General features: G+C 64.4%; 9 protein-coding genes. All 9 read left to right on the top strand.

Annotated features, from left to right (window positions below; translation table 11 throughout):
- The first annotated feature begins 1 nt into the window (after nucleotide 1).
- The 9 genes from mltB (at nucleotide 2) to C9F12_RS10740 (ending at nucleotide 12,065) form a co-directional block, all read left to right on the top strand.
- Nucleotides 2-1,054 carry a lytic murein transglycosylase B gene (gene mltB, locus C9F12_RS10780; RefSeq protein ID WP_045992678.1) on the top strand — a complete coding sequence of 351 codons (1,053 nt, stop codon included), beginning with the start codon at nucleotides 2-4 and terminating at the stop codon, nucleotides 1,052-1,054.
- On the top strand, nucleotides 1,021-2,091 hold the full coding sequence (locus C9F12_RS10775; RefSeq protein WP_240184230.1) for a septal ring lytic transglycosylase RlpA family protein: 1,071 nt from the start codon (nucleotides 1,021-1,023) through the stop codon (nucleotides 2,089-2,091). Before mltB ends, C9F12_RS10775 begins: the two co-directional genes overlap by 34 nt.
- 140 nt (nucleotides 2,092-2,231) lie before the next feature.
- Nucleotides 2,232-3,452 carry a D-alanyl-D-alanine carboxypeptidase family protein gene (locus C9F12_RS10770; protein ID WP_083970391.1) on the top strand — a complete coding sequence of 407 codons (1,221 nt, stop codon included), beginning with the start codon at nucleotides 2,232-2,234 and terminating at the stop codon, nucleotides 3,450-3,452.
- A gap of 144 nt (nucleotides 3,453-3,596) precedes the next feature.
- Nucleotides 3,597-3,905 carry a DUF493 domain-containing protein gene (locus tag C9F12_RS10765; RefSeq protein WP_045992676.1) on the top strand — a complete coding sequence of 103 codons (309 nt, stop codon included), beginning with the start codon at nucleotides 3,597-3,599 and terminating at the stop codon, nucleotides 3,903-3,905.
- Nucleotides 3,905-4,576: a lipoyl(octanoyl) transferase LipB gene (gene lipB / locus C9F12_RS10760; RefSeq protein ID WP_045992675.1), complete on the top strand. Its 672-nt coding sequence runs from the start codon at nucleotides 3,905-3,907 to the stop codon at nucleotides 4,574-4,576. The genes C9F12_RS10765 and lipB overlap by 1 nt, the downstream gene beginning before the upstream one ends.
- Nucleotides 4,577-4,643: 67 nt before the next feature.
- Nucleotides 4,644-5,645, top strand: a complete 1,002-nt coding sequence (gene lipA, locus C9F12_RS10755) for a lipoyl synthase (protein ID WP_045992674.1) — start codon at nucleotides 4,644-4,646, stop codon at nucleotides 5,643-5,645.
- A 224-nt stretch (nucleotides 5,646-5,869) separates the two neighbouring features.
- Nucleotides 5,870-8,635 (top strand): DUF3141 domain-containing protein, encoded by a 2,766-nt coding sequence (locus C9F12_RS10750; RefSeq protein WP_239452543.1) that lies wholly within the window; start codon nucleotides 5,870-5,872, stop codon nucleotides 8,633-8,635.
- A 332-nt stretch (nucleotides 8,636-8,967) separates the two neighbouring features.
- The gene (gene topA / locus C9F12_RS10745) at nucleotides 8,968-11,601 is read left to right on the top strand and encodes a type I DNA topoisomerase (protein WP_045992673.1); all 2,634 of its coding nucleotides are present in this window, start codon (nucleotides 8,968-8,970) and stop codon (nucleotides 11,599-11,601) included.
- Nucleotides 11,598-12,065, top strand: a complete 468-nt coding sequence (locus C9F12_RS10740; RefSeq protein WP_045992672.1) for a DUF6586 family protein — start codon at nucleotides 11,598-11,600, stop codon at nucleotides 12,063-12,065. The genes topA and C9F12_RS10740 overlap by 4 nt, the downstream gene beginning before the upstream one ends.
- The last annotated feature ends 204 nt before the right edge of the window (nucleotides 12,066-12,269 follow it).

Genomic DNA, 12,269 nt, shown 5'->3' with positions numbered 1-12,269 from the left:
GATGACAGTACCCCTGGTCCAGGGAAGGAAAGGCCTCGGCGCGGCGTTGTGTGGGCTTCTGGCCTCGCTGTCGCTGGCGGCCCAGGCGCAGGATTTCGCCTCGCCGGAGGTCGACGCGATGATGGATCGGCTCGAGCGCCAGGGCGTCTCGCGCCAGTGGCTGGAGCGCGCCATGGCCAGGGCAGAGTTCCAGCCGTCGGTGCTCGAGGCCATGAGCGGTGCCGCCGAGCATCACCTGACCTGGGAGCGCTATCGTGGCATCTTCCTCGGTGAAGAGCGCATCAACGAGGGCGCGGCCTTTATCGAGGCCCATCGTGACGCCTTCGATCGCGCTGAAGCGCGTTATGGTGTGCCACCGGAGGTGATCGCTGCGATTATCGGCGTCGAGACCCGCTACGGGCGTATCACCGGTGATCATCGGGTGCTCGATTCGCTGTCCACGCTGGCCTTTCATCATCCCCGGCGCGGTGAGTTCTTCGAGGGGGAGCTCGAGGCCTTTCTCGACATTGCCTACCAGCAGAACGTCGATCCCGGAGCCTTGAAGGGCTCCTACGCCGGTGCCATGGGCTATCCCCAGTTTATTCCCACCAGCTACCAGGCCTACGCGGTCGACTTCAACGACGACGGCCAGCGCAACCTGTGGACCGATCCGGTGGATGCCATCGGCAGTGTGGCCAACTATTTCGCCGAGCACCGCTGGCAGGCGGGTGGCACCCTGTACTGGGAGGCCGAAGGCCCCAGCTCGGTGCCGTCCTCGATTCGCTTCAACCGCACCGATCCGCCCTACGCCCGCGTTGCCGAACTGGAAGCCCAGGGCATCCAGCCGGTGGAGCCGCTGCCGGGGGATGCCAAGGTGGTGCCGCTGGCTTTGGACATGGAAGACGGCAGCACCCACTACCGCCTGGGTGGGGCCAACTTCTACGTGATCACCCGCTATAACCACAGCCACCTCTACGCCATGGCGGTCACGGAACTGTCGGAGGCCATCGCCGAGGTGCGCTCGCTGGGAAAGCCCCAGTGGTGGCATGCCCTGGACACGGAGGTGAGTTCATGACCCTGCGCGCGCCCTTGTTGCCGACCCTGTCGCTGCTGGTGGCCCTGACCGGTTGTGCCGGCGGTGGCGGGACCGCCCCGGAGACCACTCAGCAGGCGGCCGCGACGCCTCAGGATTCGCGGGCGACGGCGGGTGGGCGCTATGCCATGAGCGGCGACGCCTATCCCGAGACGCCGCCGGACGTCAGTCAGGTGCCGGACGCGGTGCCGCGCGACGAGCCACGCTCACGCGCCGGCAACCGCTCGACCTATGAGGTGTGGGGCAAGACCTACCATGTGCTGGATGACCCGAGCGGTTATCAGCGCGAGGGTACCGCTTCCTGGTACGGTCAGAAGTTCCACGGCTACGCGACCTCCAACGGCGAGATCTATGACATGTACAAGATGACGGCGGCGCACAAGTCGCTGCCGTTGCCGACCTTCGCCCGGGTGACCAACCTGGACAACGGGCGGTCGGTGATCGTGCGAGTCAACGATCGCGGCCCCTTCCACGACGACCGCGAGATCGATCTGTCCTACGCAGCGGCCGCGCGGCTCGATATTCTCGACCATGGCACGGGCCGGGTGCGGGTCAGCGTGATCGATCCCGATCAGTGGCAGGCCAGTCGCGGCGCGGGTGCGTCGAGCGACTCGGTCAGCGGGGGTGTGCGCGCCGCGCCAGTCAGCGCTGCGGCCAGTACTGGGACCAGAACTACGGCCAGTACCACAGCCAGTACTACAGCCCGTGCTGCACCCAATGCGGCGCCCAGCGCGCCGTCCGCCGCGTCGCCGGCAGCAGGCCAGAGCGCCCCGCAGGCGCCCGCGGCCGGGACTCCCGGCATCTATATTCAAGTGGCAGCCCTGGGATCGGCGGACAGCGCGCAAGACCTCAAGGCGGATCTGGAGACGCGGTTGAATCAGCAGGTGCGTGTGGCCAGCGCCGCCGGTCTGCACAAGGTGCAGGTCGGGCCGCTGGCGAGCCGCGGGCAGGCGGAGCCGGTCCGCGAACGCTTGCGCCAGGCGGGATTCGCGCAGACCTTTGTCGTCGATGCTCGCTAGGTGTCGACGAAGTGCAGCCGACGCCTCGCTGATCGTCCGGCCGGTCGATGCCGGTGGTTCCAGTGAGGCCGGCTGTTGGAAGCATTGTGCGGTGGCCCTGATCACCGCTTTCCCTGATTGTTGTAACGAGACATTTCACCATGATCGCTAAGTCATCCTTTACTCGCCGCTGGTTGCCCGTGGCCTTTGTATGTGCGGCCCTGGTGGCGCCCCTGACGAGTGCTCAGCAGCCCGACTCGCCGACACCGGACGTGCCAGAGCCCCAGGTCATGATCCCGGCACCGCCTCAGCTGGCGGCCAAGTCGTGGATCCTGATCGACGCCAACAGCGGACGAGTCCTGGCCGAGCACAATTCTGACCAGCGCCTGCCGCCGGCCAGCCTGACCAAGCTGATGACGGCGTACCTGGTCGAACGTGAGCTTGATCGGGGCAACATCCAACCCGACGACATGGTGCCGATCAGCGAGAAGGCCTGGCGTACCGGCGGCTCGAAGATGTTTGTCGAGGTCGGTACTCGTGTCTCCGTCGAGGAACTGCTCCACGGTATCGTCATCGTCTCCGGCAATGACGCCAGCGTCGCCATGTCCGAGTATCTGGCCGGCGGCGAGGACCCCTTTGCCGACCTGATGAACCAGCACGCCACCCAGCTGGGCATGGAGAACACCCACTACGAGAACGCCACCGGGCTGCCGTCGGAGAATCACTACTCCTCGGCACGGGACCTGATGCGTCTGGCCAGGCACATCATTCTGGACTACCCGGAACACTACGCCATCTACAGCCAGAAGCACTTCACCTACAACGGCATCGAACAGGCCAACCGCAACCGTCTGTTGTGGCGCGACCCCAGCGTCGACGGCCTCAAGACCGGCTGGACCGAAGAGGCCGGCTACTGCCTGGTGTCCTCGGGCCAGCGTGATGACATGCGCTTGATCTCGGTGGTGATGGGGACCAGCTCCGAAGAAGCCCGCGCCCAGGAAACCCAGAAGCTTCTGAGCTATGGCTTCCGCTACTACGAGACACTGAAGCTTTATGACCGTGGCGCCGTACTCAACACGCCGCGGGTGTGGGAAGGCAGCACCAACGAGCTCAAGGTGGGCGTCGACAATGGCGTCTACATGACCGTGCCGCGCAACCGAAATGACGAGCTCACCGCGCGCCTGGACATCGACAGTGGCTTGACCGCGCCCATCGCCGCCGGCCAGCGGGTCGGCACCATGGAGGTGCGCCTCGGGGACGAGGTGGTCGGCGAGCGTGACCTGGTGGCGCTGGAAGCGGTAGAGCAGGGTGGGCTGTTCAAGCGCATGATCGACAAGGTCCAGCGCTTCTTCAGCGACCTGGTCGGCGGCTGGTTCGACTGATCGTCCCTGTGGTGCGGCCCTGGCGTCAATGCGCGCCCTGTGGTCGCCGTGACGCCGGCCGAGGTGAGTCGCCTCGGCCGGCGTCCTTGGTCGTGATGCCAAGGTTGAGTAGAATACTCGGGTATCCATTGTAAGGGGCATCGGATGAACGACAGGACCTTTCGCGATCTGCGCACCCAGGCAGGGCCGGATCCGGCGGATGTCACCATCACCTTTCCCTGCGACTATCCGATCAAGGTGGTCGGAGATGCTGCCGAGGACTTCGCCGCCACCGTCAGCCAGATCGTGCATCGCCATGATCCTACCTTCGAGGGCAGCAGCCTCGAGGTGGTCGACAGTCGCAACGGGCGCTTCCAGTCGGTGCGGTTGACCATGCGCGCCACCGGTGAAGCCCAGCTCAAGGCGCTGTTCGACGAACTCAAGGCCACAGGCCGCGTGCACATGGTGGTGTGATGGAGGCGATCGACGTCTATCATCTGGGGCTCAAGCCCTATCGGCCAGTGTGGCAGGCGATGCGCGAACTGACCGACACCCGAGATGGCGATACGCCTGACCAGATCTGGGTGGTCCAGCACCCGCCGGTGTTCACCCAGGGCCAGGCAGGCAAGCCCGAGCACCTGTTGATGCCGGGCGAGATTCCGGTGGTGGAGACCGATCGCGGCGGGCAGGTGACCTACCACGGCCCGGGTCAGCTTGTGCTGTACCCGCTGATCGATGTCAAGCGTGCCAGACTGGGGGTCCGAGACCTCGTCAGTGCGCTGGAAGACAGCGTGGTCGATGCCCTGGGCGAGCATGGCATCGAGGCAAGCGCCCGGCCTGACGCGCCTGGCGTGTACGTCGGTGAACGCAAGATTGCCTCACTGGGGTTGAGGATTCGACGGGGTGCCAGTTTTCATGGCATCGCGGTCAATCTCGAGGTCGATCTCACGCCATTTTCGTTTATCAACCCATGTGGCTACGCTGGACTCGAGATGACCCGGCTGGCCGATCTGGTCTCTTCGAGGCTGGACATGGAAGCCGAAGCGCGTCGGCTATTGCGCACGCTGGCGACGCGACTGGGACAACGCGAACTGATCGAGCGCCCCGGCTTGCCGGGAGTGCTCGACGCCCACAATTTTGACTGATCGCACAGGGCACGCCGAAGGCCGTCACAGCAACGTGTCTCCCGAGCGATCCTCACAGGACAGTGAAATGACAGACAGTTCCGCCATCCAGGCGGCGGCCGCCGCCGCCAAGGCCAAGAAGAACGCCCGCAGCGAAAGGGGAGTGAAGCTTCGCGGCGCCGACAAGGTGGCGCGGATCCCGGTCAAGGTGATCCCCACGGAGGAGATTCCGCGCAAGCCGGACTGGCTCAGGGTACGCATGCCGGTGTCCAAGGAAGTCACCCGTATCAAGGAGACCCTGCGACGTCATGGCCTGCACACCGTCTGCGAGGAAGCCTCATGCCCCAACCTGGGCGAGTGCTTCAACGGCGGTACCGCCACCTTCATGATCATGGGCGATATCTGTACCCGCCGCTGCCCGTTCTGTGATGTGGCTCACGGGCGTCCCAACGCCCTGAACGAGCGCGAGCCGCGCGAACTGGCCGAGGCCATCGCCGAGATGCGCCTGAACTATGTGGTGGTGACCTCCGTCGACCGTGACGATCTGCGTGACGGCGGTGCCCAGCACTTCGTCGACTGCATCCGCGAGATTCGTCGTGATAGCCCGAGCATCGAGATCGAGGTACTGGTGCCGGACTTTCGTGGTCGCATGGAGGTGGCGCTGGACATCCTCGAGACCACGCCGCCCGACGTCTTCAACCACAACCTGGAGACGGTGCCGAGTCTGTATCGCAAGGTGCGGCCGGGGGCCGACTATCAGTGGTCGCTGGACCTGCTCAAGGGCTACAAGGCGCGCCGTCCCGAAGTGATGACCAAGTCTGGCTTGATGCTGGGTGTCGGCGAGACCGACGAGCAGGTCATCGAGGTGATGCGCGACCTGCGTGCCCACGACGTGGACATGCTGACCCTGGGGCAGTACATGCAGCCGTCTCGCAATCACCTGCCGGTGGATCGCTGGGTGCCGCCGTCCACGTTCGACTGGTTCGCCGAGCAGGGGCGCGCCATGGGCTTCACCCACGTGGCTTCCGGCCCGTTGGTGCGCTCGTCCTACCATGCCGATCAGCAGGCACACGGTATCGAAGTGAAGTAGAGCGAAAGCGGTATTTCAGCTACCCACAACGCCCGGCATTGCCGGGCGTTGTGTTTTTGAGCGTACCCGCTCTACAGTGAATCTCCTACACGATGTGCAGCTCCGAAAGGAGGGGGCTTCGCAGTACCTGCATTATTGCGCTATATTGCACTGCAACAAGTGCGCAGACGCAAGGATCGCCTGCTGCGCATCACGCAACCCTGGGAGCCTATATGAATGCGTTGATGCCAAGCGCCACCGCGCCCCTGTTCGCGCTGGCGGAACCCTTTGCTCCACTGTTCGACCCCTTCGGCTTCGGCCGTGCCGCGGCCGACTACTGGCGTGACAGCGTCGAGCGCAGCATCCTCTACTGGGATGTCATGCGCCAGCGCGGCAACGAATACCTCGAACATATCGAGAAGACCCGCCCCACCGTACTTGGCTTCGATACCGACATCGTGATGGAAGGCGAGACCCTGCCTCGCCCCGTCAACTATGAGCTTTTGCGCGTGCACCCGCCCGAGGGTGTAGAGACCGATGAACTGGCACGCCCCTTCGTGGTGGTCGACCCGCGCGCCGGGCATGGCCCGGGTATCGGTGGCTTCAAGCCCGACAGCGAGATCGGTATCGCACTGCGCGCCGGCCATCCCTGCTACTTCATCGCCTTCATGCCCTATCCCGTCCCGGGGCAGCGGGTCGAGGACGTGGTTGAAGCCGAGGTCACCTTCCTGCGCCACGTCGCGGAGCTGCATCCCGATAGCGAAAAACCGATGGTCGTGGGCAACTGTCAGGCGGGCTGGCAGATCATGATGGCGGCAGCGCTCGAGCCCGAGCTGTTCGGACCGATCCTGATCGCCGGTGCACCGCTGTCCTACTGGGCCGGGGAGCGCGGCAAGGCGCCGATGCGCTATACCGGCGGCATGACCGGCGGCAGCTGGGCCACCCATATGCTCTCGGACATGGGCGATGGCCTGTTCGACGGGGCCTGGCTGGTGCAGAACTTCGAACGCCTCAATCCGGCCAACACCTGGTGGGACAAGCAGTACAACCTGTACGCCCATGTCGATACCGAAGCCGATCGCTATCTTCAGTTCGAGCGCTGGTGGGGCGGCCATGTGGTGCTGGGTGGAGAAGAGATCCAGTACATCGTCGACAACCTGTTTGTCGGCAATCGCCTGTCCACGGCCCAGCTTGTGACGTCCGACGGGCGCCGTATCGATCTTCGCAACGTGCGCTCCCCGGTGGTGGTGTTCTGCTCACAAGGTGATGACATCACGCCGCCGCCTCAGGCGCTTGGCTGGGTGCGTGATCTCTACGACGGCGTCGACGACATCATCGCCAACGAGCAGACCATCGTCTACTGCGTCCATGACAAGACCGGCCACCTCGGCATCTTCGTTTCCGGCAGCGTCTCGCGCAAGGAACACGCCGAGTTCACCGCCAACATGGACTACATCGACGTGCTGCCGCCGGGGCTCTACGAGACCACCGTGTCCAAGGCCAGCGAGCGGCCCGACGCCGAATTGATCGAGCGGGACTACCTGCTGGAGTTCTCTACCCGGGACCTCGACGACCTGAATCAGGTGGTCAAGCATAGCCCCGAGGACGAGCTGCGTTTCGCCACGGTGGCCAGGGTCTCGGAGATCAATCTGGGGCTCTATCGTCAGTTCCTGCAACCCTGGATTCGTGCCGTGTCGACACCCGAGTCGGCTCGCTGGATGCGCAAGATGCACCCCAATCGCATGGGCTATCGCCTGCTGTCCGATCGTAATCCGATGATGTCGTCGTTGCCGGTGATGGCGGAGTCGGTGCGCAAGCATCGTCATGAACTCGGTGATGACAACATCTTCCGAGTGTATGAGGACATCGGGTCGAGCCTGATCTCGCGGAGTCTGGATGCCTGGCGGGTACTGCGCGATCGCGCCCTCGAGAAGGCCTTCCTTGACCTCTACGGTCAGCCGCTGTTGCAGTCGCTGGTGGGGCTGAAAGGCGCCGTGGAGGGTGAGCGTCAGGTGCCTGGCTCCGAGCCGGAGCGTCGTCGCTTTATCCAGCGTCGCCAGCAGGAGGTGCGCGAGCAGGTGGCGCAAGGCGGCGCCCACGAGGCCGTGATGCGCTCGGTGATCTTCGTGCTGGGTGGTGCTCCTGCTACCGATGGCCGCAATTTCCGCCGCCTGCAGGCGTCACGCAGCGAGCTTGAGCCGGAGCTGCGGCTGGAAGACTTCAAGCATCTGATGCGCGATCAGTTTTTTATCCTGAAGCAGGATCGTGAGGCTGCGCTGGAGGCCATTCCCGAGCTGCTCAAGGGGCTCGATGCCAAGACGATCGACGGCCATATCGAGCATATCGAGCATGTACTGGCGGCCAGCGGTGAGCTCAGCGAGCACGCCGCCGCTCGTTTCGAGCGTATCAAGGCGCTGTTTGGCAAGGCCCGTCCGGCAACGCGTCGTACGGCCCGCCGCAGTGGTGGGGCCAGTGGTAACAGCAGCGCCAAGACGTCGCCGGCTAGCGGCACGTCAGCCAAGCGCGGCACTCGTCAATCTGCAAGCGAAGCTTCCCGCGTCGAAGGGCAGGCCCAGGCCGCGCCCAAGGCCGACGCCGAGCCTGCTGATGCGCCTGCGGCAAAGGCCCAGGCGAGGACCGAGGCGAAGCCGGCTGCCGAAGCGAAGCCTGAAACTAAACCTGAGGCGAAGCCCGAGCCCAAGCCTGCGGTTGACGCTAAAACCGAGGCCAAGCCCGAGACCAAGCCCGAGTCCAAGCCGGCGGCTGAAACTAAACCTGAGGCCAAGCCCGAGACCAAGTCCGAGGCCAAGCCGGCGGCTGACGCTAAAACTGAGGCCAAACCTGAGGCCAAGCCTGAGGTCGAGACCAAGCCTGTGGCTGAGGCCGAGCCCAAGGCTGCCCAGGCCGCCACGCCAGCCTCTCGCGAGGGAGGCAATGACGCCGAGAAGGCGCCTGCAGCGACCCGTCGGCGCAGCACTGGATCGCCCCGAGGGCAGCGGCGCAAGCGCTAGTCAAGCGCCTGACCGCCTTCGATGATCGAGTGTGAGACATCGACCATTCCGCTTGCCCCTGCTTCGTGCAGGGGCAAGTCGGTTCTGAGGGGCGGCTTGTCGGCCGTCGAGGTAAGGGCTAGTCTCTTGGCGATGTCAGGTGGACGCCAGGGCGTCAGTCGTGGGGAAACGGCTGGGCATGCGTCTAGCCTGCCTGGGGCTCGAACCGATGTGACTGGCGCGACGTTCGGCGCTGGGTTAGGGTAAGCGCATTTTTCCCGTCCACCATCGGCGGGAGTGGCACATACTGGCGTTCGCCAAGGAGCGCGGCGCCCTGACTACTGTGGAGTACTATGGGCAAGTCTCTGGTCATCGTCGAGTCGCCCGCCAAGGCGAAGACGATCAACAAGTACCTCGGCAACGAGTTCATCGTGAAGTCGAGCGTGGGTCACATCCGTGATCTTCCGACCAGCGGCTCTGGCAAGGCGGCTTCCGATCCCAAGGAGCGGGCTCGCCAGGCGGCCGCGACGCGCAAGATGTCGGCTGAGGAAAAGGCGGTCTACAAGCAGCAGAAGGCGCATAGCCAGCTGATACGACGCATGGGTATCGACCCTGACCATGGCTGGCAGGCCAACTACGAGATCCTGCCGGGCAAGGAAAAGGTCGTGGCCGAGCTCAAGAAGCTGGCGGAGAAAGCCGACACCGTCTATCTCGCGACCGATCTGGACCGCGAAGGGGAAGCCATCGCCTGGCACCTTCGCGAGACCATCGGTGGGGACGAGCAACGCTATCGCCGGGTGGTGTTCAACGAGATCACCAAGAATGCCATCCAGGAAGCCTTCACCGACCCCGGTCAGCTGAACATGCCCAGGGTCGAGGCCCAGCAGGCTCGCCGCTTCCTCGATCGTGTGGTGGGCTTCATGCTGTCGCCGCTGCTGTGGGCCAAGGTAGCCCGCGGGCTCTCGGCCGGTCGTGTCCAGTCGGTGGCCATGCGCCTGATCAGCGAGCGCGAAAGCGAGATTCGCGCCTTCGTGCCCGAGGAATTCTGGGACGTTCATGCCGACCTGGTGACGCCGGACGGCGAGGCCATCCGCTTCGAGCTGGTACGTCAGGATGGCAAGACGTTCAGGCCCACCAGCGAGAGCGAGACCCTCGAGCGCATCGCTGCGCTGCGCAAGGCCAGTCTTGCGATCACCTCGCGGGAAGACAAGCCGACCCGGTCCAAGCCCAACGCCCCCTTCATCACCTCGACGCTGCAGCAGGCCGCCAGTGGCCGGCTGGGGTTCTCGGTGAAGAAGACCATGACCCTGGCCCAGCGGCTCTACGAGGCGGGCTACATCACCTATATGCGTACCGACTCGACCAACCTGTCCCGCGAGGCAGTAGAGAGCGTGCGTGACTATATCGGTGAGGAGTTCGGCGATCGCTACCTGCCCGAAGCCCCTAACCGCTATTCCAGCAAGGAAGGCGCCCAGGAGGCTCACGAAGCCATCCGGCCGTCCGAGGTGTCCCGTCGCTCGACCGACCTGGCGGGCATGGAGCGGGATGCCGAGCGCTTGTACGAACTGATCTGGCGGCAGTTTGTCGCCTGCCAGATGACCCCGGCGGAATACCTGTCGTCGACCCTGAGCGTGGTGGTGGACGGCTACGAGCTCAAGGCCAAGGGCCGGGTGCTCAAGTTCGATGGCTACACCCGAGTGATGACCCCCATGGGGCGCAAGGAAGAGGATCAGGCGCTGCCGGATCTGGGCGAGGGCACCCCGATGCACCTCGACGCGCTGGACCCCAGGCAGCACTTCACCAAGCCGCCGGCCCGTTACACCGAAGCCAGCCTGGTCAAGGAGCTGGAGAAGCGCGGCATCGGTCGCCCCTCGACCTACGCCGCCATCATCTCCACCATCCAGGATCGTGGTTACGTCAAGCTCGAGAACCGACGGTTCTACGCCGAGAAGCTGGGCGACATCGTCACCGAGCGACTCAAGGAGTCGTTCCCCGACCTGATGGACTACTCCTTCACCGCGCGCATGGAGGATAGCCTCGACGAGATCGCCGAGGGCGAGCGTAGCTGGCGTGAGCTGCTCGACGCTTTCTATCAGGAGTTTCGCGGGGAGCTGGCCAAGGCCGAGAGCGACGAGGGGATGCGGCCAAATCAGCCGGTACCCACCGATATCGACTGCCCCACCTGCGGGCGCAAGATGCAGATTCGTACCGCCTCGACTGGTGTCTTCCTCGGCTGCAGCGGCTACAACCTGCCGCCCAAGGAGCGCTGCAAGACCACCATCGACCTGCTGCCGGGTGAAGAAGCTGTCGCCGCCGATGCCGGCGAAGAAGCCGAGACCGATGCCCTGCGCGCCAAGGAACGCTGTCCGGTGTGTTCCACCGCCATGGACAGCTACCTGATCGATGAAGGGCGCAAGCTGCATATCTGCGGTAACAGCCCCGACTGTGACGGCTACAAGATCGAACAGGGCAAGTTCCGCATCAAGGGCTACGACGGCCCGGTCATCGAGTGTGACAAGTGCGGCTCCGAGATGCAGCTCAAGTCCGGGCGCTTCGGCAAGTACTTCGGCTGCACCAGTGACAGCTGCAAGAATACCCGCAAGCTGTTGCGCAACGGTGAAGTAGCTCCGCCCAAGATGGATCCGATTCCCATGCCGGAACTGGCCTGCCAGAAGGTGGAAGACCACTACGTGCTGCGCGATGGCGCCAGCGGGCTGTTCCTGGCCGCCAGCAAGTTCCCGAAGAACCGGGAGACCCGTCCGCCTCTGGTCAAGGAACTGAAGCCTCACGCCGCCGAGCTGCCGGAGAAGTACCACTACCTGCTCGATGCGCCGGACCAGGACCCGGATGGGCGCCCGGCTCAGATTCGTTTCTCGCGCAAGCTCAAGGAGCAGTTCGTGATGACCGACGGCGACAATGGCAAGGCCAGTGGCTGGAAGGCGAGCTGGGACGGTAACAAGTGGGTGGTGGAGGACAAGCGCAAGTGACACCGCGGGCCCGCACCAATCAGTTGTTGTATCAGGCGCAGTTGCTGCTGGACGTGGCGCCGGGTGATGACGAGCACCAGGGCGCCAGAAAGAGGGCCAGCGAGGAAGGCGCCCTGGCGTTGTTCGAGCTGGCGATCGACGCCCTGCTGCGCGACGTCTGCGAGCACGCTCATCTGGCGGAACATGACTGGCGAAGCCTGTTGCTGGGTGATGACCCACCCGCCGTGGCCGAGGTTCATCGGCTACGTGAGCTGGCCCGCGACGGCAGCAGTTGGCTATACCGTGTCATCGGTCATCTCGAGGCGCTGCATGGCGATGAAGGTGCGAGTCGACCTCGCTCGCCGGCATTGTCCGGGGTAATTGCCGTGGACCGGCAGGCGGATCTGGGGCAGGAATTGCAGCATTGCCTCGAGGCGGCCAAGGTCGAGATCGCCGCCTTACGCCAGACCAGTGAGGAATGGTAAAGGCAGAGTGTCGTCGGCCGGCGACGCTTCTGTGCGCCGTCGTTTGATAGCTGCGACAGAGCTCGTTTGCCTGCCGTGAAATCGGCCAGGTTCCGCGTGAAGTTCCGCAGAATCGGGATTACACTGCGTCACAGATGTTTTCGTTTATTCACAGTGAGTTTATCCATGTTCGCCCAGAGTCAACGTCGCCGTTTCATCCAAATG

The organism is Halomonas sp. BN3-1 (assembly GCF_003056325.1).
Lineage (GTDB): Bacteria > Pseudomonadota > Gammaproteobacteria > Pseudomonadales > Halomonadaceae > Halomonas > Halomonas litopenaei.
This window is presented reverse-complemented; position numbering and strand designations above follow the sequence as displayed.